Source organism: Mesorhizobium sp. WSM4935 (genome assembly GCF_029625735.1).
GTDB lineage: Bacteria > Pseudomonadota > Alphaproteobacteria > Rhizobiales > Rhizobiaceae > Mesorhizobium.
Genome location: NZ_JARTVR010000003.1, coordinates 612,062 through 634,335, shown reverse-complemented (window position 1 = coordinate 634,335; position 22,274 = coordinate 612,062). Strand labels below are relative to the sequence as shown.

The 22,274-nt window shown below is 63.5% G+C and carries 19 protein-coding genes; 15 read left to right on the top strand and 4 right to left on the bottom strand.

Annotated elements, in window-relative coordinates; translation table 11 throughout:
- Nucleotides 1–215: 215 nt before the first annotated feature.
- From P9273_RS11125 to P9273_RS11110, 4 genes are read left to right on the top strand one after another with little or no spacing between them, the layout of a single operon-like run.
- On the top strand, nt 216–1,394 hold the full coding sequence (locus P9273_RS11125) for a M24 family metallopeptidase (protein WP_278048931.1): 1,179 nt from the start codon (nt 216–218) through the stop codon (nt 1,392–1,394).
- Nucleotides 1,381–1,710 carry a hypothetical protein gene (locus P9273_RS11120; RefSeq protein WP_278048930.1) on the top strand — a complete coding sequence of 110 codons (330 nt, stop codon included), beginning with the start codon at nt 1,381–1,383 and terminating at the stop codon, nt 1,708–1,710. The genes P9273_RS11125 and P9273_RS11120 overlap by 14 nt, the downstream gene beginning before the upstream one ends.
- Nucleotides 1,710–1,982 (top strand): M20/M25/M40 family metallo-hydrolase, encoded by a 273-nt coding sequence (locus P9273_RS11115; protein WP_278049039.1) that lies wholly within the window; start codon nt 1,710–1,712, stop codon nt 1,980–1,982. Before P9273_RS11120 ends, P9273_RS11115 begins: the two co-directional genes overlap by 1 nt.
- A complete protein-coding gene (locus tag P9273_RS11110; protein WP_278048929.1) occupies nt 1,979–2,605 on the top strand; it encodes a M20 metallopeptidase family protein in 627 nt (208 codons plus the stop codon). The genes P9273_RS11115 and P9273_RS11110 overlap by 4 nt, the downstream gene beginning before the upstream one ends.
- Before the next feature lie 132 nt (nt 2,606–2,737).
- Here the strand turns inward: P9273_RS11110 and P9273_RS11105 are convergent, their stop codons facing one another.
- Nucleotides 2,738–4,012 (bottom strand): M23 family metallopeptidase, encoded by a 1,275-nt coding sequence (locus tag P9273_RS11105; protein ID WP_278048928.1) that lies wholly within the window; start codon nt 4,010–4,012, stop codon nt 2,738–2,740.
- 305 nt (nt 4,013–4,317) lie between these two features.
- Here P9273_RS11105 and P9273_RS11100 point away from each other — a divergent pair, with 305 nt between their 5' ends.
- Together P9273_RS11100 and P9273_RS11095 are read left to right on the top strand one after the other, a co-directional pair.
- Nucleotides 4,318–5,319, top strand: coding sequence for a sterol desaturase family protein (locus P9273_RS11100; RefSeq protein ID WP_278048927.1), 1,002 nt, complete (start codon nt 4,318–4,320; stop codon nt 5,317–5,319).
- Entirely contained in the window at nt 5,316–6,452 is a 1,137-nt protein-coding gene (locus tag P9273_RS11095) for a GNAT family N-acetyltransferase (protein ID WP_278048926.1), read from the top strand. The genes P9273_RS11100 and P9273_RS11095 overlap by 4 nt, the downstream gene beginning before the upstream one ends.
- Nucleotides 6,453–6,493: 41 nt before the next feature.
- Here P9273_RS11095 and P9273_RS11090 read toward each other — a convergent pair whose 3' ends face one another.
- Nucleotides 6,494–6,961 carry a peroxiredoxin gene (locus P9273_RS11090; protein ID WP_278048925.1) on the bottom strand — a complete coding sequence of 156 codons (468 nt, stop codon included), beginning with the start codon at nt 6,959–6,961 and terminating at the stop codon, nt 6,494–6,496.
- 95 nt (nt 6,962–7,056) lie between these two features.
- Between P9273_RS11090 and P9273_RS11085 the strand changes: the two genes are divergently transcribed.
- Entirely contained in the window at nt 7,057–10,482 is a 3,426-nt protein-coding gene (locus P9273_RS11085) for a YhdP family protein (protein WP_278048924.1), read from the top strand.
- An 11-nt stretch (nt 10,483–10,493) separates the two neighbouring features.
- Here the strand turns inward: P9273_RS11085 and tyrS are convergent, their stop codons facing one another.
- Entirely contained in the window at nt 10,494–11,747 is a 1,254-nt protein-coding gene (tyrS, locus tag P9273_RS11080) for a tyrosine--tRNA ligase (protein WP_278048923.1), read from the bottom strand.
- A gap of 234 nt (nt 11,748–11,981) precedes the next feature.
- Between tyrS and P9273_RS11075 the strand changes: the two genes are divergently transcribed.
- Together P9273_RS11075 and P9273_RS11070 are read left to right on the top strand one after the other, a co-directional pair.
- Nucleotides 11,982–13,625 carry an ArnT family glycosyltransferase gene (locus P9273_RS11075; RefSeq protein WP_278048922.1) on the top strand — a complete coding sequence of 548 codons (1,644 nt, stop codon included), beginning with the start codon at nt 11,982–11,984 and terminating at the stop codon, nt 13,623–13,625.
- 43 nt (nt 13,626–13,668) lie between these two features.
- A complete protein-coding gene (locus tag P9273_RS11070) occupies nt 13,669–14,532 on the top strand; it encodes a phosphatase PAP2 family protein (RefSeq protein ID WP_278048921.1) in 864 nt (287 codons plus the stop codon).
- 27 nt (nt 14,533–14,559) lie between these two features.
- Here P9273_RS11070 and P9273_RS11065 read toward each other — a convergent pair whose 3' ends face one another.
- Entirely contained in the window at nt 14,560–15,234 is a 675-nt protein-coding gene (locus P9273_RS11065; protein ID WP_040981311.1) for an alpha/beta hydrolase, read from the bottom strand.
- Between the two features lie 267 nt (nt 15,235–15,501).
- Between P9273_RS11065 and P9273_RS11060 the strand changes: the two genes are divergently transcribed.
- The 6 genes from P9273_RS11060 to P9273_RS11035 all read left to right on the top strand — a co-directional run bounded on the left by P9273_RS11060 (nt 15,502) and on the right by P9273_RS11035 (nt 22,246).
- A complete protein-coding gene (locus tag P9273_RS11060; RefSeq protein WP_278048920.1) occupies nt 15,502–16,662 on the top strand; it encodes a cysteine desulfurase family protein in 1,161 nt (386 codons plus the stop codon).
- A 242-nt stretch (nt 16,663–16,904) separates the two neighbouring features.
- Nucleotides 16,905–18,422, top strand: coding sequence for a Fe-S cluster assembly protein SufB (sufB, locus tag P9273_RS11055; RefSeq protein WP_278048919.1), 1,518 nt, complete (start codon nt 16,905–16,907; stop codon nt 18,420–18,422).
- A 28-nt stretch (nt 18,423–18,450) separates the two neighbouring features.
- Nucleotides 18,451–19,206, top strand: coding sequence for a Fe-S cluster assembly ATPase SufC (sufC, locus tag P9273_RS11050; protein ID WP_278048918.1), 756 nt, complete (start codon nt 18,451–18,453; stop codon nt 19,204–19,206).
- Nucleotides 19,207–19,231: 25 nt separating this feature from the next.
- The gene (sufD, locus tag P9273_RS11045; RefSeq protein ID WP_278048917.1) at nt 19,232–20,503 is read left to right on the top strand and encodes a Fe-S cluster assembly protein SufD; all 1,272 of its coding nucleotides are present in this window, start codon (nt 19,232–19,234) and stop codon (nt 20,501–20,503) included.
- Between the two features lie 103 nt (nt 20,504–20,606).
- Nucleotides 20,607–21,848: a cysteine desulfurase gene (locus tag P9273_RS11040; RefSeq protein WP_278048916.1), complete on the top strand. Its 1,242-nt coding sequence runs from the start codon at nt 20,607–20,609 to the stop codon at nt 21,846–21,848.
- 5 nt (nt 21,849–21,853) lie between these two features.
- On the top strand, nt 21,854–22,246 hold the full coding sequence (locus P9273_RS11035) for an SUF system Fe-S cluster assembly protein (protein WP_040995632.1): 393 nt from the start codon (nt 21,854–21,856) through the stop codon (nt 22,244–22,246).
- The last annotated feature ends 28 nt before the right edge of the window (nt 22,247–22,274 follow it).

Sequence of the window (22,274 nt, the reverse complement as noted above, 5' to 3'; positions counted from 1 at the left end):
CTCAAGTCAATCGTCCTCCTGTTCGGCGAACACGTCACGGGCTCGTTCAAGATAGGGGAGTTGACCATGCCGGTGGGAAAGCTGTGTCGGTCGGGCTAGGCCCTGCCTATGCGTCGCCCTGGCCGATTGCCGGCCGCCAAAACCACCGCGATGGTGCATAGCGGGGGGAAGCCGTTGGCTCGTCCCCGACCAGATCGGTCCGGTGAGGAGAAAAGATGATTGAACTGCCTTTTGCCCGTGAAGAATACCAGCAGCGGCTCGGAAAAATCCGCGCCGAGATGGCCAAACGCGGCATTGAACTCCTGATCGTCAACGACGTCGCCAACCAGCATTACATCACCGGTTATGACGGCTGGTCGTTCTACACGCCACAGGTGGTCCTTGTTCCGATCGAGGACGCCGAGCCTGTCTGGATCGGCCGCGCCATGGATGCGGCCGGCGGCTTGCTGACGGCCTGGATGAAACCGCAAAACGTGGTCGGCTTTCCCGAGGACCATGTTCAGCGCGCCGACCGTCATCCCATGGACTGGATCGCGGCCTGGATCGTCGCCAAGGGCTGGGGCAATCGCCATATCGGAATCGAGCTGGAAGCCTACTACTTCTCGCCGAAGGCCCATGCGCGGCTCGTCGCCGGGCTGCCCAACGCGAAATGGCACGATGCCGACCTGCTCGTGAACTGGATCCGCGCAGTAAAATCGGCGCCTGAAATCGCCTATCTGCGCAAGGCATCGCAACTGGCCGAAGCGGCGGTGGCGCGGGCCTACGAAGTCATCGCGCCGGGTGTGCGCGAATGCGACGCGATTGCTTCGATCCAGGAGGCGCAGATCGCCGGCAGCCAGGATTTCGCCGGCGACATCACGGCGCTGCCACCGACGATCCTCGGCGGCGAAAATGCCTCGGCGCCGCACATCATGTGGAGCGACAGGCGGTTCGGGAAGGAGGAAACGATCGCGCTCGAGCTGGCCGGCGTTTGCCGCCGCTACGCCGCCGGGCTCGCCAGGACGATGCAACTCGGCAAGACGCCGACCCGCGTCGCGGACACGGCAAAGGCGGTGATCGAAGGCATGGATGCTGTGCTCGACACCCTGCGGCCGGGCACGACCGCGGAGGCAGTCGAAGCCGCCTGGCGCAAGGTCATAGAGCGTCACGGGCTGAAAAAGGAATCGCGCATCGGCTATTCCATCGGCGTTGCCTATCCGCCGGATTGGGGCGAGCACACGATCAGCCTGCGGCCTGGCGACAAGACGGTGCTCCAACCCGGCAATGTCGTTCATTCCATCCTGGGCATGTGGATGGACGGTTGGGGTATCGAGGTCAGCGAGACCATCTTGGTGACCGAGACCGGCAATGAGACGCTGACGAAGTTCCCGCGGGACATCCATGTCAAAGCCTGACCGGCCGTCTTCGGCAAGCGATACCGCTCCCGATATCGGTCCCGGGATTCTCGATCGGATGATCGAGATCCGTCGCCATCTGCACCGCCATCCTGAGCTTTCGAACCAGGAATCAGGCACGCAGCGTTATTTGCGCGAGATGCTGGCAAAGGAAGGGATCGCCGACATTCGTGACGTTGCTGGCTACGGGCTTGCGGTCGATATCGTCGGCACCGGCCGGCCTTCAAACCGCAAGCTGGTCATCCGCGCAGACATCGACGCCTTACCGATCGAGGAGGAGTCCGGTGTCGAGTTTGCCTCGGAAATCCGGGTGTGATGCATGCCTGCGGCCACGATACCCATGCCGCGATGGGCTTTGCGGTGGCCGCGCATCTGCACCGCGCGCGCGACAGTTTCGGCGGAACCGTCCGCCTCATCTTCCAGCCGGCCGAAGAGGACGAGCCGTCGGGCGGCCTGCGTGTGGTGGAGGAGGGGCTTCTCGACGATATCGATGCCGCGATTTGCGTCCATGTCGATCCCTATACGCCATCCGGCAAGGTCGCGGTCGGCTCCGGTCCCTACACTTTGCGTGCGATACGTTCGATGTGATCGTCACCGGTTCGGCCGCGCATGCGGCAAAACCCTATGAGGGTATCGATGCGCTGACTGTCGCCTGCTCCATGGTGAGCGAGCTGCAGAAGATCGTCTCGCGCGAGACCGACCCTTACGATCCGCTGGTCATCTCGGTGACCGCCATCAACGGGGGCAATGCCTACAACGTGACCGCCGGCAAGGTCGCTTTCAAAGGCACCATACGCAGCGGCAGCGACAGCACCCGTGAGCGCGCCTGGCGCCGGCTTCGCGAAGTGCTTGAAGGAATAGCGGCAAGCCACGGCGCAAGCGTAAAGACCGACATCCACCGGGGCGAACCTGGCGTCGTCAACGATGCCGGGATGGCGGCCCTGATCATGGCCTCCGCCAGGGCCAGCATCGGCGCGGCCAATGCGCTCAACATGCCTGGGTGGAGCATTGCCGACGACTTCGGCTATTACAGCGAGAAACGCCCGTCGGTCTATTTCCGGCTCGGCATCCGCAATGAGGAGGTCGGGTCTGTCTACCCGCTTCACCACGCCAGATTCCGCGTCGACGAGGCCGCGTTGAAGAACGGCGTCCTTACTTTGGTATCGGCGGCAACGATGTACCTGGCCGGGCAGGAGAATCCCGGCGCTTAAAGCGCGTCGCGATTTTTCAGATTCGCTCCATGCGCTTTAGGTTTTTTGATTTTACGCATGTCTTTATCCCGAAACCGGTTCCCACTTTCGGGAGACATGCTTTAGCGAATTCGCAGGCGCCGGTTCAGCCGGTCAAAGATATTGCGCGACCTTCTTGCCGACGGTCAGGAAGCGCAGCGGGTCGATTGCCTCGCCGTTGTGGCGCACCTCGTAGTGCAGGTGCGGGCCCGTCGAGCGGCCGCTGCTGCCGGTCTTGCCGATGACGTCGCCGGCGGCGAGCTTCTGGCCGACGGTGACGTCAATCTCGCTCAGATGTCCGTAGCGTGTGGCAAAGCCGTTGCCATGGTCGACTTCGACCATGCGGCCGTAGCCGCCGGCCCAGCCGGCCCTTGTGACGATGCCGGCGGCCGTGACCTTGGCCGGCATGCCAATCGGCGCCCTGAAATCCATTCCCGTGTGCAGGGCGGCGCTGCCAAGGATGGGGTCGGTGCGCACGCCGAACGGGCTGGTTACCGTATGGCCAGGGGCGGGGTTGGCGAGCGGCAACTTGCGCGCCTCCTTCTTGACCTGGTCGAGCGCATCAAGCGCTTCGTCCAACTCCTTGACCTTGCTGTCGAAAGCCATCGAGGGATCAAGCGGAACCAGCGGACCGCCGACATCGCTCTTGTCGAGCTCGCTGTCGACCGGCAGGCCGGCCGCTTCCAGCGCCTGGGCGATGGCATCGGCATTCTTGTAGGCGTTGTCGGCAAGCGTGGTGATGCGCGAAAGCTGCTGGTTCTCGATGGCCTTCAGCGACGCGTTGATCGAGACGAACAGCTTGTCTGCACGATCGGCGGCGGTTTCGCCCTCAAGCGGATCGGATCGTGTCGACCAGAGCGAGAACGGCTTGGTGTCGCCGGCGCTCAAGGACGCGACGGAGTAGGTCGGCGCCTGCGAGAGGCTGCCGGTGACTTCGGCGTGCTCGTCGGGCTTGCGCGCCACAGGGCCTGCCGCGTCGCCAACCTCGTTCTCGGCACGCTCGAGGATCGGGCCGAGCCGCCCGTGGCGCTCGCTGAGCTGGGTTTGCCTGGCCAGCAGCTCGCTGACCTTGGTTTCCATCAGCTGCTGGTCGAGAAGCTGGCGGCTGGTGATGCGGTCGACTTGAGCGCGAAGGGCTGAGATGCGGTCCTCATAGGCTTGCTGCATCCGGGCCTGCCTGGCCGTCGTGGCGCCGATCAGGTCGTCGCGCAGCACCAGATAGGACGTCGCGAGCAGATAGCCGATGGCGATCGCCGCCAAGGCCGAACCGATGAAGGCGGCGAGCCAGGGACGGATGGTGAAATGCCTTATCTCATTGCCCCGGGCGATGATGACCGTATGCGGTTCCTTGCGCCTGCCGAAGACCGCTGACTGACCGGTTTCTTTCACGGGACGGAGCTTTCGTTAGGGGGATCAACGACAAGCTCGATTACACATTATTAGGGTTAACAAAGTTTTGCCGTGTCGACTGCGCCGCGCCGGATGCACGCAGCGCGGGCAAGAGGTCGCGCGAAAATCTCCAGGATGCGGACGCCATGCCGCGAAATCGTTGGCGATGAACACCAATGTTCTGCCAGGAGCAGCCTGTAGCTCGCAGAGCAAGGCTCGGGTTTCTTAACTGTCTTCGATTGCGTTTAATTGACGCTTTTCGAGTAAAGGCGTGTTGGTATTTGGGATTCACAGCGGCGGTAGGAATGCTGGACGACCTGGTTGGCAAGATCCTCGACAAGATTTCGGGCACCAGTCTGCTGGCGACCGGGCTTTTGCTGCTGACTGCCTTTGTCAGCGCGCTTGTGGCCTATTGGCGCACGGTCGAGGAGAAGAGCTGGAAGGAGTTTTTCGAGTTCGTCATCCCGCGTGAGGTCATCACCCATCCCTCCGCGAAGGCCGACCTGCTGTTCTGGATCACGAAGAAGGCCCTGATGCCTTTCCTGATGCTGCCCGCCGGAATCGTCTTCGTCACGACGGTGGGGTATGGGACCAACTGGCTGTTTTCGACACTGTTCCACTTTCAGCCGCCTCTGATCGACGGGCCGGCAGGGCCGGTGACGGTTCTGATCTTCACCGTCAGCATGCTCCTCGCCTATGACATTTCCTATTATCTCTATCACGTCGCCCAGCATCGCTATCCGCTGCTTTGGGAACTGCACAAGGTGCATCACTCGGCCGAGGTGATGGTCGGGATCACCAAGGACCGGGTCCATCCGCTCGACGAGTTGATGAACCGAGCTTGGGACGGCATCATCGCGGGGCTCTGCTTTGGCATCTGGTCGCTGATTTCGCTGAACCTTGTCGAACTGACCGTTTTTGGCGTCAACGTCTATGTCATGCGTAACATCCTGATGATGGATTTCGTCAGGCACACGCACTTCAAGATCTCGTTCGGCCCGCTCAACAATTTGATCCTGTGTCCTCACTGGCATCAGTTGCATCACAGCGTCGATCCACGGCACTACGACAAGAACTTCGGGCTGCTCTTCTCGTTCTGGGACCGGTTCTTCGGAACATTGTGTGTGCCGAGGCCCGACGAGGACTTCAAGTTCGGGCTGGTCGACCGGGATGTGCGCGACTATCAGTCGCTCGCAGGCCTTTACGTCATGCCGCTGAAGCGGATGTGGGGGCATATCGCCAGGCGCATCCGGCCCGGAAAGCCACGCTCACGTAGCTCGCGATCCTCGGAGGGGATACGGCCATGAACGCTCCCGTTGTGCTCGCAATCCCGCGGACACGCACCTTTGAAGTCGTGACATCCGCGGTGCGCCTGGCCGAGATCACACCGGCCTGGAGCGCGCTCTGGCAGCGGGCCGGCGGGCTTGTCTTCCAGCACCCGGACTGGATCGCGGCCTGGTGGCGCACCACCCCACAGCAGGAGCGGCGCGCGCTCAGGATTGGGCTTGCCTGGAACGGTGACCGGCTCGATGGCGTGATAGCGCTCGCAACCTTCAGGCGTTCCGGCATCCGCGTACTCGAATGGGCGGCAAAGGATCACAGTGACTACGGCGACGCGCTGGTTGCACCCGATAGCGACCCGCGGGCGATCTCCCGCCTCTGGCAATATGTTTTTGACCAGGGTGGCTTCGACCTGATCTATCTCAACCGTCTGCTACCGGATGCCGGTGTTCATGCCCTGCTGGAACCGGCTCATGGCAAGGCCCTTCGGTCCAACCACCGCACTGAAATCAGCTATCGTGTCGCTGGCTCCTGGCAGTGTGGGGCGGAATGGTTCGAGACGTTGTCCAAGAAGGGCCGGCAGAACTATCGTCGTGGCCGCAAGTTCATGGAAGAAAGCGGTGCATTGCGTTTCCGGCTGCTGGATGCGGAGGAGCCGCGCGAGCCGGTACTCGAGCGCGTCGCGACGTTGAAGCGCCTCTGGCTCGCTCGCCATGGCCGTGCCTCGGATCTGTTCGATAAGGGTTCGCCAGTTCTCGCCGCGCTCATCTCGGTGCTGGCCGACCTCGGGCTGTTGCACATCTTCGTGCTGGAGCTTGACGACACGATCGTCGCCGTCTCGATCAATTTCGAGCAGCACGGCACGATGATGGCTTTCGTCACCACCTATGATCCCGAATACGAGCGCGCCTCGCCGGGTATGGTACTGATGATGGACTATATCCAATGGTCGTTCGACCGTGGCCTTGCCGCGATTGATTTTCTCTGCGGCGGCGAGGATTTCAAGCGGCGCTTCGCCACGCAGTCAGTCACGCTGTCGTCCATGATGGGCGCGCGCGGCTTGCGTGGCCATCTTGCCGCGCTGGCCGATCAGGTGAGCCATAGTTCGAAATCCTGGAGGACGCGGCGGCAGCCGAAGGCTGAGGCACCTGACGAGTAACTACCAGAATTGTCGATTGCTTTAGTGGGCTTTGGCGACGCTCAGAGCGCGCGCACGGCCTCGAGCACCGCTTCGGCATGGCCCTTGACGCGAACCTGCCGCCAGATGCGGGCGATGCGGCCATCCTTGCCGATCAGAAATGTGGCGCGCTCGACGCCCATATATTTGCGGCCGTACATCGTCTTCTCGACCCACAAATGATAAGCCTCGATCACCTTGCGCTCCTCGTCGGCGACGAGATCGACGGTGAGATCGTGCTTCGCCTTGAATTTGTCGTGTTTCTTGACGCTATCGGGCGAGAGCCCGATGACCACGGCGCCGGCCTTCTCGAATTCCGGCTTCAACTGTGAGAAGTTGATAGCCTCGGTGGTGCAACCTGTGGTGTCGTCCTGCGGATAGAAGTAGAGCACGATGGGCTTGCCTAAGAAGGCAGCGAGGCTGAGGGAGCCGCCGCCGTCACGCGGAAGATCGAATTGGGGTGCTGCGTCGCCCACCTGGAGATCAGCCATGTCGATGCCCTTGTTTGCGCTTACGCGCGGGAAATCATCGATATAACGTGAAGCCGGGATTCGTCCACGACGAGTTCGTTACAACGGAATATTGCTTGGATCAGGAAGAACCGCAGCACGAGAAGATCAGGTTCAGGCGGGACGAGATCACCGACCTGGCGAGGCTTCCGTCCGCGTGCAGCGTGCCGCCGCTCGGCCGCGCGGTGGTGCGGCGGCGCTTTCGCATTCTCGGTCGTGTCTTTGCCGGGCTTTGCGCGCTCGTGCTCCTGGCGGCGGCAGGCGTCTACATCCTCGGGGCCTCGGGCATAGGCACGGAGCGCCTCCGGGCCGAGGCGGAGACCGCCATCGAAAAGCTGGCGGGCGTCGATGTCCACGTCGCCGTCGGCGCGGCGCGGCTGACGCTCGACGGGTCGAGCTTCGTCGCCCTCCAGGTGAACGATGTCAGCCTGAAGACGGCCGACGGCAAGCCTATGGCCGATATCGGGCGCGTGCGTTTCGGCATGCGCCTCTTGCCGCTGCTTTCCGGCGATGTCCGGCTGACCAGCGCCAGATTTTCCGACGCCCACATTGTGATGGCCGCCATGCCCTCCGGCAAAGGCGACTGGACGGCGGCGCTGCGCAACGAGGGTGGCCTTGTCGACCCGGAGAAAGTGTCGGCGGCGGTGTTTTCAGGCGTCAATGACGCGCTAGATGCCGTGCGCGAGGACTCCATGCGCCAGATCGATCTGCGCAATGTCGAGTTCGAGCTGCCGGACACCGGGCTGGTCAAGCGCGTGACCGTGACCTCGGCGACCGCGGCGCAGACCGGCACGGGAAGCATGCAGTTCTCCTACGATGCCGAGATCGATGGCCGGCACGCGACTTTGATCGCCTCGGCGACGCGGGACGCGACGGCAAGGCGCATTTCGTCGCTGGATGCCAAACTCGAGATAGCCGGCCCTCCGGGCGAGGACAGTTCGACAGGAACCGACCCGGCGACCGATGGCGCCAAACTGGGTTCGATCGCGTTGAAGCTCTCGGGCTCGGAGGCGTCGGGCGACACCCCGTCGCGCCTGGCTGCGTCGCTCTCGCTCAACGGCTCGGTGCTCGACCTGGACGAACGTGGGCTGCTACCGACCGATGTCGATGCCGATGCCACGCTGGTGGCCGGTTCGAACAAGGTCTCGGTCGACCGGCTGCTGATCAAGAGCGGCCGCTCCAGCTTCGACTTTGCCGGATCAATCGGGCCGAAGCCGGCAGTCGCCGGGGAGGAGCCCGCTTATCGCTATGACCTCACCAGCGACGGCTCGACGCTTGCGCCTTCGGAATCGCCGGAACCTGCGCTTCAGTTCCTGGCCCGTATCGCCGGGATTTACCAGCCGAAGAGCCGCAAGCTCGTCGCAGAGCAGATCGGCGTGCGCTCCGGTGGACCGGGCGAGGTTCTGGGCGCCGCCACGGTGTCCTTCGTCGACAACGGTCCGCCGGGAGTATCGCTGTCGCTCAACGTTCACGACATGCCGGTCTCGCACGTCAAGCAATTGTGGCCGTGGTTCTCGGCCCGCAACGCGCGGCTTTGGGTGCTGGGCAATTTGTTCGGCGGCACGGTAACCGACGCCAATCTGCAGTTCCAGGTCGTGCCGGGGCGCCTGGGCAACGGCGTGCCGCTGACCGGCGACGAAGTGTTCGGCCGTTTCCAGATCGAAGGATCGCGCTTCGATACCGCCGGGCGCATCCCGCCGGTGCGTGACGCTGTCGGCGTCGTTGCCTTCCACGGCAACGATGTCGATATCGCGCTCTCCTCCGGCAGCGTCTATATGCCGAGCGGCCGCACCGTTGCGGCAAGCGGCGGCACGTTGACGATCAAGAACGCGAACCTGCCGATTGTCGTCGGCGGGCTCGACATCGACGTCGCGGGTGAGGCCCCGGCGATCGCCGAGCTTGCCTCCTACGAGCCGATCAACGCCATGCGCCATGTCGGACTGGCGCCCGAGGACCTGTCCGGCGCCGTCACCGGCCATGTCAGGGCGGACATCCCGCTGACGAAAGGCATGGATACCTCGAAGCTCGATTGGCTGGTTTCGCTCGACTATCAGGACCTGTCGCTGACCAAGCCTTTCGAGGACCAGACGGTCACCGAGGCGAATGGTTCGATCATCGTCGGGCCGAAGCAGGCGGTGATTTCCGCCGAGGCCAAGCTCAACGGCATTCCGGCCGAGCTCGATCTGGTCGAGCCGCTCGCCGATGACGGACCGGCGCGCAGCCGCAAGGTTGTGCTGGTCCTAGACGACAAGACGCGCAATGCCAGCATGCCCGGCCTGTCGGACCTGCTTTCGGGGACCATCAAGGTGGCGATCGACAAGAGCGGCGAGGGCGCCCAGCAGGTTTCGGCGGACCTGACCAATGCCAGGCTCGACATTCCCTGGGCGGGCTGGAGCAAGGGCGCCGGCATTCCCGCGAAGGTCGCGTTCAACATGGCGAAATCCGGCGGCACCACCACGCTGTCGGATTTCGATCTCGACGGCAAGAGCTTTTCCATTGACGGCAATGTGACCTTGGTCAACGGCGCGTTATCCACGGCCCGCTTCAGCAAGGTTTCGTTGAACCGCGGCGACGACGTCGCCGTTTCGGTGAAGCGCTCGGGCAAGAGTTATGCCGTCGACGTCAGCGGCGCGTCGCTCGACGCCCGCTCGCTGATCAAGCAGTTCACCTCGGATGTCGACACTGCGACGAAGGGCGCGGGCAGCGACGCCGTCTCGGTGAGCGCCGACGTGGCATCGCTGACCGGCTTCCATGACGAGGTGCTCTCCAATCTCAAGCTCAAATACAGCGCTGCCGGATCGCGCGTGAACGGGCTCAACGTCACCGCCGCTGCAAGCTCCGGCGCGGCGATCACGATCAACAACACCGCCAGCGAAGGCGGCCGCGTGCTCAGGGTGAAGTCCGCCGATGCCGGCGCGATCCTGCGGTTCCTCAACGTCTACGAGCATATGGAAGGCGGCGCGATCACGCTGTCGCTCTCGGGCTCCGCCGACGGACCGATGAAGGGGCAGGTGGATGCCCGCAATTTCTATATCGTCAACGAGCCAAAGCTCGCCTCGATCGTGTCGACCACTCCGGCCGGCGATACGCGCAGCCTGAACGAGGCCGTCAAAGGCAACATCGATACGTCCAGGGTGCAGTTCGAGCGCGGCTTCGCCGAGATCGACAAGGGCTCCGGCTATCTGAAACTGGCGAACGGCCTGCTGCGCGGCCCACGCATCGGCACGACCTTCCAGGGCACGCTCTACGATCCGAACAACAACATGGACATGACCGGGACCTTCATGCCGGTCTATGGTCTCAATCGCATCTTCGGCGAACTGCCGCTGTTCGGGCCGCTGCTCGGCAATGGGCGCGACCGCGGCCTGATCGGCGTCACCTACCGGCTGCGCGGCAACGCCAACAAGCCGACGCTCAACATCAATCCGCTATCGGTGGTGGCGCCAGGCATATTCCGCTCGATCTTCGAGTACAGGCAACAGCCATCCCAAAATGCGCAATAAGATGCGGCCGATCAGCTCGGCCGCACCAGTACATGCTTCTTCTTGCCGAGCGAAAGCTTCACGACGCCTTCCGGGCCGAGGTCCTCAACCGTGACGACGCGCCGGTCGTCGGTCAGCGGCTGGTCGTTCACGCGCACCGCGCCGCCCTGGATATGCCGGCGCGCTTCACCGTTCGAGCCGGCCAGACCGGCGCTCACGAACAGCGCCAGGATGCCGATCCCGGCTTCGAGGTCCGATTTGGCCACCTCGATGCTGGGCAGCGTGTCGGCGAGCGCGCCTTCCTCGAAGGTCTTGCGCGCCGTCTCGCTTGCAGTCTCGGCCGCGTCGCGTCCGTGCAGCATGGCGGTAATCTCGGTGGCGAGGATCTTCTTCGCCTCGTTGATCTCCGAGCCGCCGAGCTTTTCGAGGCGCGCCACCTCGCCGAGCGGCAGCGTCGTGTAGAGTTTCAGGAAGCGCCCGACATCGGCGTCCTCGGTGTTGCGCCAGTACTGCCAGAACTCGTAGGGGCTCAGCATGTCGCCATCGAGCCAGACCGCGCCCGAGGCCGACTTGCCCATCTTGGCGCCGGACGAGGTGGTGAGCAGCGGCGTGGTCATGGCGAAGAGCTGCACGCCCTCCATACGATGGCCGAGATCGATGCCGTTGACGATGTTGCCCCACTGGTCCGAACCGCCCATCTGCAGCCGGCAGCCCACGCGCTTGTAGAGCTCGACGAAGTCGTAGGCCTGCAGGATCATGTAATTGAATTCGAGGAAGGACAGCGACTGCTCGCGGTCGAGCCTGAGCTTGACGCTATCGAAGGCGAGCATCCGGTTGACCGAGAAGTGCCGGCCGACATCGCGCAGGAAGTTGACATAGTTGATCTGCATTAGCCAGTCGGCGTTGTTGATCATGATCGCGTCGCCGGCGCCACTGCCGAATTTGAGGTACGGCGCGAAATTGCGGCGGATGCCGGCAAGATTGCTCTCGATGTCCTCCGGCGTCAGCAGCTTGCGCGCTTCGTCCTTGAAGGAGGGATCACCGATCATCGAGGTGCCACCGCCCATCAGCGCGATCGGCCGGTGGCCCGTCTGCTGCAGCCAGTGCAGCATCATGATCTGGATCAGCGATCCGGCATGCAGGCTCTTGGCCGTGGCGTCGAAGCCGATATAGGCGCTGACCGTTTCCTTGGCGAAAAGCCGGTCCAGAGCGGATTCATCCGAAATCTGGTGGATGAAGCCGCGCTCGCTCATGATGCGCAGGAAATCGGATTTGAAGGCGGACATTTTCTCTTCCTGGAGATCGCCAGGCATTCAGCCAAGCTTGGTATGAAAGGCGCGCGTTTAGCATCCACGCGCCGTTAGCAAAAGTGGTTTCCGGTTTTTGCGATGGATTGGATGCGGCGCCCGGGCATCCTTGCTTCACCCTTTTTGCTAGCGTAATGAAGCGCCGCGCAAAGACAGGCGCCCACGCGCCGCGACGGGGCCATCCCGCAGTTTCAGATCGGACGAGCTCCCGCGATGAACAGGAACTACCTCTTCCTCTTTCTGTTCAGCATCATCATGACGGTCGGCGGGCTGGCCAGCCTGCCGCCTGTCGACCGCGACGAATCCCGCTTCGTCCAGGCGACCAAGCAGATGGTCGAGACGGGCGACTACGTCGACATCCGCCTGCAGGATGTTTCACGCTACAAGAAGCCGATCGGCATCTACTGGCTGCAGTCCGCGGCGGTCGCGTTGAGCGGCGAGGGGGCGGCGGCGCCGATCTGGGTTTATCGCCTCGTCTCGATGCTGGGCATAGCGCTGGCGGTGGTCGGCATCGGCTGGACCGGGACAAAGCTCTTCGGCGCTAATGCCGGGCTGGCCGCCGGCCTGATGATGGCGGCGATCTTCGCCACTGCCTTCGAGGGGCGCGACGCCAAGACCGACGCTATGCTTCTCGCCTGCTGCGTGATAGCGCAAGGCGCGCTGGCGCAGGTCTATCTAGCGGCAAAGCGCAACGAGCCGGTACCCGGGCATTTGCCGTGGATCTTCTGGATTGCGCAAGGCTTGGGCATCCTCATCAAGGGGCCAGTCTCGCCACTCTTGTCACTGCTGACGGCCGCTGCGCTCTTTGCCTTCGACCGCGACTGGCGCTGGCTCACAAAGATGAAGCTGGTGCGCGGCATCGGCATCGTGCTGGCCATCGTCTTGCCCTGGCTGATCCTCATTACCTGGAAGAGCGGCGGCGCCTTCTTCCAGGAGGCGGTCGGCAAGGACATGCTGAACAAGGTGGCGCAGGGCGAGGAATCGCACGGCCTGCCGCCCGGCTTCTATATGCTCACCTATTCGCTGTTCATGTGGCCGTTCGGGCTGATCGCGGTCGGCGCCGGACTGCAGGCGATCAACCGGTTCTGGGACGATCCGCGGCTGCGTTTCTGTCTGGCCTGGTACATCCCGTTCTGGCTGGTGTTCGAGGCGATCCCGACCAAGCTGCCGCATTATGTGATGCCGGCCTATCCGGGCATGGCGCTCCTGATCGGCTGGCTGCTCACCTTGCCGGCCGACAAGGCCAACGCGCCGCTCAAGCGCTGGCAGACATGGTTGTGGTGGGCGACAGCCTTCGGCCTTGCCGTGGTGGCGATCGGCCTTGCCGTGGTCTGCGTCGGCGCGCCGCTTTATCTGGCAAAGGCCTTCTCCTGGTGGAGCATACCGGCGGCGATCGCCGCTCTGGTCACCGGCTATCTTGCCTTCCCGCGGCAATTGCAGGTGCCGCTTCCGCGCATCGCCGCGATCGCGGTCGGTGCCGGCATCACCTTCAGCCTGCTGTTCGGCGTCATCGCGCCGTCGCTGAAGCCGATTTGGCTGAGTCCCGCCGTCAAGGCCGCTGTCGACGCCAATCGGCTTTGCGACACCACCGTGCTTGCCTCGGCGAAATTCCAGGAGCCGAGCCTGGTCTTCCTGGTCGGCACCAAGACCGTCCTTACCGATGTCGAGGGCGTGGCGCGGCATCTGCTTGACGATCCCTCCTGCGCGCTTGGACTGGCGCCCATCAAGGACGAGCAGAAGCTTGCCGATGTCCTGACCACGCAGGGCAAATCGGCGAAGCGGCTGACGGAGATCGACGGCATCAACTATTCGTCAGGAGACAAGCTGTCGCTCGGGCTTTACCGGGTGGCGCCGTGATGAATAGCAACGGACGTCGAACGCCCCTATAAGCACTAAAGCCATGTCGATCGCGCCCCTTGTCCTTTACCGCCGCTCGCTCGGCAATTTTCGCGACACGATTGCGATCGTGAGCCGACGCTTTGCCGTGCGGCCCGCGCGCTATCCGAGAATTCTATGGAGCGTCTGGCTCATAGCTTGGGCGCTGCTCATCGTTGCGACCTTCCTGCGCTTCGACGCCGGCGCGGGCGAGATGCGCGGCGAATGGTCACCCGGCTTCGCGCGCTTCACCGATTTCTTCACGCAATTCGGGCTGGGCGGCTGGTATCTCATTCCGGCGGCGCTCTGCCTCGTCGCGGCCAATCTGACGGATTGGCGCGGCCTGTCCCGGCAAAGCCGGATGATCGTCTACAACTGGACCTGCTTCGCCTTCCTGGTGCTCTGCGCCGTCGGCCTCTCCGGTCTGGCGGTCAACGTGCTGAAATACGGCATCGGCCGGGCGCGGCCGCTTTATTTCGACAGTTTCGGGGTCCTGTCGCTGCATCCTTTCGCCATGGACGCGCGCTTTGCCGGCTTTCCGTCCGGTCATGCCACGACAATGGGCGCGGTCTTCGGCATCCTGCTGCTGTTATTCCCGCGGCGCTGGTATGTCGCGCTGGCGGTCACCGCCTGCATCGCTTCGACACGCGTCTTCGTCGGCGCGCATTATCCGAGTGACACGGTCGCGGGCTTCGGCCTTGGGCTGGCTTTCGCGGTGGTTTCGGGTCTGGTGTTTGCCCGGCTGGGTTTCATCTTCGGCCAGACAAGCTCGAAACTGCCGGTGCGCAAACGGACATTCCGGCTGGGACCGTTCCGCGCGCCGAAAGGCAGGATTTCGACGGCCGGCCCGGTCGAGGCCGCCGGGATCGGCGTCGACCGAGTTCCTTAGGGCGCCTGGACCGGCAGCCTGCCGTGCTTAGCGCAGGCGCTTCGGCCTCGGATCTGCGAGCTCGCCGGCCAGGCGCCGGTCGAGATAATCGGCGCATTCCTGGATCAGCTGCTCGGTGTCGTTGGCGAAGAAATGATTGGCGCCCGGCAGCGTCTTCTGGGTGATGGTGATGCCCTTTTGCGTGTGCAGCTTATCGACCAGGCCCTGCACGTCCTTGGGCGGCGCCACCTTGTCGGCATCGCCATGGATGATCAGGCCGGACGACGGGCAAGGCGCCAGGAAGGAGAAATCATAGGTGTTGGGCTGCGGCGCGACCGAGATGAAGCCCTCGATCTCCGGCCGGCGCATCAGAAGCTGCATGCCGATCCACGAGCCGAAGGAGTAGCCGGCGACCCAGCAGCTCTTGGAATCCGGATGCAGCGACTGCACCCAGTCGAGCGCCGCGGCCGCGTCCGACAATTCGCCGGTGCCGTGGTCGAACTCGCCCTGGCTGCGGCCGATGCCGCGGAAATTGAAGCGCAGCACCGTGAAATCGCGCTTCTGGAACATGTAGAAGAGGTCGTAGACAATCTTGTTGTTCATCGTGCCGCCGAATTGCGGGTGCGGGTGCAGCACGATGGCGATCGGGGCGCTCTTTTCCTTCGAGGGCTGATAACGTCCCTCCAAGCGACCAGCCGGACCGGCGAAAATGACCTCAGGCATAAAATACTCCACGTGGCATATGAATGCGCTAGCCCGGAACTCTTTCGGCCCTAACTGTCCTGCGGCCCCAAACCTTCTGTGGCCTTGACGCCGGGCGAGCGTCTTCCTAGAAGCTAGTTTAGAATTGTTCAAAACTGGGAGGCCGAAACCCGATGGTCCGGCCGCCCGCGCCGCAAGCCGGGTAGATAGGACGGCTTGCCTTGCAATTTCAAGGAAATAACGCGCTATCCTCGCGGGATAGTTGGCGGAAGGACGAACTGAGCGAAAATGGCCGCACCCCGCGCCTATCTCGACTACAACGCCAGCGCGCCGCTCATTGCGGAAGCGCGCGCGGCGATGGTCGCAGCGCTCGACGCCGCCAACCCGTCATCGGTCCACACCGAAGGGCGCGCCTCGCGCCGCCTGATAGAGGATGCGCGCCGCGACGTGGCGCGGCTGGTCAATGCCAGGCCCGAGCATGTCGTCTTCACCTCCGGCGCCACCGAGGCCGCCTCGATGCTGCTTACGCCCGACTGGCAGATGGGACGCGGCACCATCCGCATGAGCCATCTCTACGTCTCCGCCGCCGACCACCCATGCGTCCTGAATGGCGGACGCTTCGCGGCGGCGCAGGTGACGAGAATCGGCGTCGATCGCAACGGCATTGCCGATCTCGACGCGCTTGCCGCCGCGCTCGCTGCGCATGACACGGCCTCGGGCCTGCCGCTGGTGGCGATCCACGCCGCCAACAACGAGACCGGCGTCATCCAGCCGGTCGGTCGCATCGGTGAAATCGTCAAGGCCGCCGGCGGGGTGCTGGTCGTCGACGCCGTGCAGGCCGCCGGGCGGATTCCGATCGATATGTCAGGCCCTTATGCCGATTATCTGATCCTGTCCTCGCACAAGATGGGCGGACCTAAGGGCGTCGGCGCGATCGTCGCCGCGTCCGACCTGATGATGCCGCGGCCGCTGGTCAATGGCGGCGGCCAGGAGAAGGGCCATCGCGCGGGCACGGAAAACGTCGCCGGGATTGCCGGTTTCGGCGCCGCCGCGCGGGTCGCACTGGCGGGTCTCGCCGAGATGGGGGCCATCGCGCGCCGGCGCGACGAGATCGAGGCCATCGTGGCCGAATTGGCGCCCGACGCGGAAATCTTCGGAAATAGCGCTCAAAGGCTTGCCAACACGACATTCTTCGCTATTCCCGGCGTCAAGGCCGAGACGGCGCAGATTGCTTTCGATCTTGCCGGCGTCGCTCTGTCGGCGGGCTCGGCCTGCTCGTCGGGAAAGGTCGGGCAAAGCCATGTGCTGAAGGCCATGGGCCATGGCGACAGCCTCGGCGCCTTGCGCGTCTCGATCGGCCGCGCGACCGGCCCCGAGGATATCGCGGCCTTCCGGGCGGCGCTGGCCGGCATCGTCGCGCGCCGCGCGGGCAAGGAAGAAGCCGCCTGACAGCGGCAAGGCAACGGAGCGAGAAACGCCTTGCGGTTCTCGGATTTCCGCTGCTCGAAGACGAATTCAGGCCTTATGGCCTGGTAGAGCCGTGCGTTTTGTCCTGGCCGGGTGAATTTCCGGCGGACACGCACTATATGGAGCTTACTCCGCTGCGCACCCCCCCCCGCCGGGACGCGATACAGCGGTGCCATAGTTTGAAAACTGCCGGGCCTTGACCCCGGCGTGGATGGAGAACGCTTATGCCTGCTGTGCAGGAGACGATCGATCGAGTCCGAAAGATCGACGTCGACCAGTATAAATACGGATTCCAGACAGAGATCGAGATGGACAAGGCCCCCAAGGGCCTTAGCGAGGACATCATTCGCTTGATCTCGGAGAAGAAGGGCGAGCCGGACTGGATGCTGGAATGGCGTCTGGGGGCCTATCGCCGCTGGCTGACGCTGGAAGAGCCGACCTGGGCGCGTGTCCACTATCCGAAGATCGACTTCCAGGACATTCACTATTACGCCGCGCCGAAGAGCACGCCGGGGCCGAAGTCGCTGAGCGAGGTCGATCCTGAACTGCTCAAGGTCTACGAAAAGCTCGGCATTCCGCTCAAGGAGCAGGAAATCCTGGCCGGGGTGCAGAAGCCCGCGGTAACGGACGAGGACGAGATCGGCGACAACGTCTACAAGTCCGGCCGCGTCGCGGTCGACGCCGTGTTCGATTCCGTCTCGGTGGTCACCACCTTCAAGGAAGAGCTCGCCAAGGCGGGCGTGATATTCTGCTCGATCTCGGAAGCGATCCGCGAGCATCCGGAGCTGGTGCAGAAATATCTCGGCTCGGTCGTGCCGACCTCGGACAATTTCTACGCGACGCTGAATTCGGCGGTGTTCACCGACGGCTCGTTCGTCTTCGTGCCCAAGGGCGTGCGCTGCCCGATGGAGCTGTCGACCTATTTCCGCATCAACGAGAAGAACACCGGCCAGTTCGAGCGCACGCTGATCATCGCCGAGGAGGGGGCTTACGTCTCCTATCTCGAAGGCTGCACGGCGCCGCAGCGCGACGAGAACCAGCTGCATGCCGCGGTGGTCGAGCTGATCGCGCTCGACGATGCCGAGATCAAATATTCGACGGTGCAGAACTGGTATCCCGGCGACGCCGAGGGCAAGGGTGGCATCTACAATTTCGTCACCAAGCGCGGCGACTGCCGCGGCGACCGCTCGAAGATCTCGTGGACGCAGGTCGAGACCGGCTCGGCCATCACCTGGAAATATCCGAGCTGCATCCTGCGCGGCGACGACTCCTCGGGCGAGTTCTATTCGATCGCGGTCTCGAACGGCTATCAGCAGGTCGATAGCGGCACCAAGATGATCCACCTCGGCAAGAACACGTCGAGCCGGATCATCTCCAAGGGCATCGCCGCCGGCTTTTCGCAGAACACCTATCGCGGCCAGGTCTCGGCGCATCGCAAGGCGACCAACGCGCGCAACTTCACCAATTGCGACTCGCTTCTGATCGGCGACCAGTGCGGCGCGCACACCGTGCCTTACATGGAAGCCAAGAACGCGACGGCGAAGTTCGAGCACGAAGCGACGACGTCGAAGATCTCCGAGGATCAGAAGTTCTACGTCATGCAGCGCGGCATCCCCGAGGAGGAGGCGATCGCGCTGATCGTCAACGGCTTCGTCAAGGATGTCATCCAGCAGCTGCCGATGGAATTCGCGGTCGAGGCGCAGAAGCTGATCGGTATCAGCCTCGAGGGCTCGGTCGGCTGACCGGACAAGATATTCAGGAAAGAAAAGAATGCTTGAGATCAAGAACCTCCATGCCCGCATCGTCGATGACGGCACCGAGATCATCCGCGGCCTGGACCTGACGGTGAAAGCCGGCGAAGTCGCCGCCATTATGGGGCCGAACGGCTCGGGCAAGTCGACGCTGTCCTATATCCTTGCCGGCCGCGAGGACTATGAGGTGACCGAGGGTGACATCCTCTATAATGGCCAGTCGATCCTGGAGATGGATCCGGCCGAGCGCGCCACCGCCGGCATCTTCCTCGCCTTCCAGTATCCGATGGAGATACCGGGCGTGGCGACCATGGAATTCCTGAAAGTGGCGATGAACGAGCAGCGCAAGGCGCGCGGCGAGGAGCCACTGAAGGTGCCGGAGTTCCTCAAGCGCGTGAAGGAAGCCGCCGCCTCCCTCAACATGGACATGAACATGCTGAAGCGGCCGCTCAATGTCGGCTTCTCGGGCGGCGAGAAGAAGCGCGCCGAGATCCTGCAGATGAAGCTCTTAGAACCAAGGCTCTGCGTGCTCGACGAGACCGATTCCGGCCTCGACATCGACGCGCTGAAGATCGTCTCGGACGGCGTCAACGCGCTGCGTTCGCCGGACCGCGCCATCGTCGTCATCACCCACTATCAGCGTCTGCTCGAGCACATCGTGCCGGACTCGGTGCACGTGCTCTACAAGGGGCAGGTTATCAAGTCGGGCGACAAGTCGCTGGCGCTCGACCTCGAGGCCAATGGTTATGCCGGCGTGATCGGTGAAGCCGCGTGAGATGGCAGCAGTCGAGGCGAAAGTCATGAACATGCACGCACAGCCCCAGCGGACCTTGGCCGAGACGGCGCTGATCGATGCCTTCGGCGAGCGGCTGTCTCTGCTGCCTGGCGACGGCGCGGTGATGGTCAAGCGCGACGACGCGATCGAGGCGATCAAGCACGGCCTGCCGACGCGGCGCGTCGAATCCTGGCACTACACGGATCTGCGCCGGCTGCTGACCAAGGTGCCGGCGTTCGAGGCCGGCGCCGTCACAAAGGCGCTTGCGCCGGTTCTTGAAGGCTCTGCGGTGCTTCCGGTGCTGAACGGCGTCTCGCAGACGAAACTGCCGGAGATCGAAGGCGTCACGGTGCAGCGCGTGTCGGAAAAGCTCACCGACGGCAGTGTCGCGCCGGGGCTCGATCCCTATGGCAGCGACGACGCGATCGGCGCGCTCAACACCGCCTTCGTCGCCGACGGCTATTTTGTCGACATCGCCGAGGGTGCCAAATTGGAAAAGCCGGTCGAATTGCAGAACCTGCAGGCCGGCGGCCAATCGCATGTGCGGCTCCTTGCGCGTGTCGGGGCTGGGGCCAAGGCGATTATCCTTGAACGCCAGACCGGTGAGGGCGAAGAGGCGCTCGTCAGCTCGGTCAGCCAGCTTGTGGTCGGCGACGGCGCGGAAGTGACCTGGCTGATCGTGCAGGAGCAGCCGGACACGGCCACGCATCTCGCGCAGTTCAAGGCGCATATCGGCAAGGACGCAAAGCTGACGCTGTTCGTGATGAATGCCGGCGGCAGGCTGGTGCGCCAGGAGGTCGTTGTCAGGACGACGGGCGAGGGCGCCGATTTCAAATTGCGCGGCATCAATCTTCTCGCCGGCGACACGCATACCGACACCACCATGGTGCTCGATCACGCCGTGCCACATACTACCTCGACGGAAGTGATGCGAAACGTCGTGACAGGCAAGGCGCGCGGCGTCTTCCAGGGCCGCATCAACGTGCACCAATACGCGCAGAAGACCAACGCCAAGATGGCCTGCAATACGCTGCTCCTGTCGGATGACGGCGAGTTCTCGACCAAGCCGGAGCTGGAGATCTTCGCCGATGACGTCGTCTGCGGCCACGGCGCCACCGTCACCGAGATCGACCACAACCATCTGTTCTACCTGATGGCGCGCGGCATCGACGAAAAGTCGGCACGGGGCCTTCTGGTGAAGGCATTCGTGGCCGAAGTGATCGAGGAATTGGACGACGAGGCGTTGGTCGAGGCGCTCGAAGAGCGGCTCGACGGCTGGTTTTCGACGCACGGATAGCGCCAGACCTTCTCCCCTTGTGGGAGAAGGTGGATCGGCGCGCAGCGCCGAGACGGATGAGGGGTGCTGGACGGAGTGAGGCGTTGCCTCGGAAGAGCTTGTGATGGACCAGAAGATCGAAACCACCCCCTATGACGTCGAGGCGATCCGCCGCGATTTCCCGATCCTGTCGCGCCAGGTCTATGGCAAGCCGCTGGTCTATCTCGACAATGGCGCTTCAGCGCAGAAGCCGCAGGTGGTGCTCGACACCATCCAGCACGCCTATTCCCAAGAATATGCCAACGTCCATCGCGGCCTTCATTTCCTGTCGAACGCCGCGACCGACGCCTATGAGAATGCGCGCAAGTCGGTGCAGCGGTTTCTGAATGCGCCGAGCATGGACAACATCGTCTTCACCTCCAACACCACCTCGGCGATCAACACGGTCGCCTATGGCTGGGGCATGCCGCGAATCGGCGAAGGCGACGAGATCGTGCTGTCGATCATGGAGCACCACTCCAACATCGTGCCCTGGCATTTCATCCGCGAGCGGCAGGGCGCCAAGCTCGTCTGGGTGCCGGTCGACGATCTCGGCGCCTTCCATATCGAGGAATTCGAAAAGCGGCTGACCTCGCGCACGAAACTCGTCGCCATCACCCAGATGTCCAATGCGCTCGGCACGGTGACGCCGATCAAGGAGATCGTGCGCATCGCGCATTCGCGTGGAATTCCCGTCCTCGTCGACGGCAGCCAGAGCGCGGTCCACATGCCGATCGACGTGCAGGCCCTCGACTGCGATTTCTTCGTCTTCACCGGACACAAGGTCTACGGCCCGTCGGGAATCGGCGTGCTCTACGGCAAGAAGGACAGGCTAGAAGAGATGCGGCCCTTCATGGGCGGCGGCGAGATGATCGAGGAGGTGACGGAGGACATCGTCACCTATAACGAGCCGCCGCACCGCTTCGAGGCCGGCACGCCGCCGATCGTGCAGGCGATCGGCCTGGGCGCGGCGCTGGACTATATGGAAAAGGTCGGCCGCGAGCGCATTGCGGCACACGAGGCGGATCTCAAGGCCTACGCGCATGAGCGGCTGCGGGCGATCAACTCGCTGCGCATCTTCGGCGACGCACCGGGCAAGGGTGCCATCATCTCGTTCGAACTGCAGGGTATCCATGCCCATGATGTGTCGATGGTGATCGACCGGCAGGGCGTCGCGGTCCGCGCGGGCACCCATTGCGCCCAGCCGCTGTTGAAACGCTTCGGTGTCACCTCCACATGCAGGGCATCGTTCGGCATGTATAATACCAGGGCCGAAGTCGACGCTTTGGCCGAGGCGCTGGAAAAGGCGCGAAAGTTCTTCGGGTGATGATCATGGACGATGTGAGCGCGACCGCAGAGACTGTTCCGGAAACCGCCGGCAACGGCATCGTCTCGGCCTCGGCTATCCCCGCCGACGAGCTGGCGCGGCTGACCGACGACATCGTTTCGGCACTGAAGACGGTCTACGACCCGGAAATCCCGGCCGATATCTATGAGCTCGGCCTGGTCTACAAGATCGACATAGAAGACGACCGTTCGGTCAAGATCGACATGACGCTAACCGCGCCGGGTTGCCCGGTGGCAGGCGAAATGCCCGGATGGGTCGAGAATGCCGTCGGCGCCGTCGAAGGCGTGTCCGGCGTCGAGGTCTCAATGGTGTTCGACCCGCCATGGACGCCGGACCGCATGTCGGAAGAGGCGCAGGTGGCGGTGGGCTGGTATTGAGGCCGGTGCCCTTGCGTCAGTTGTAAAA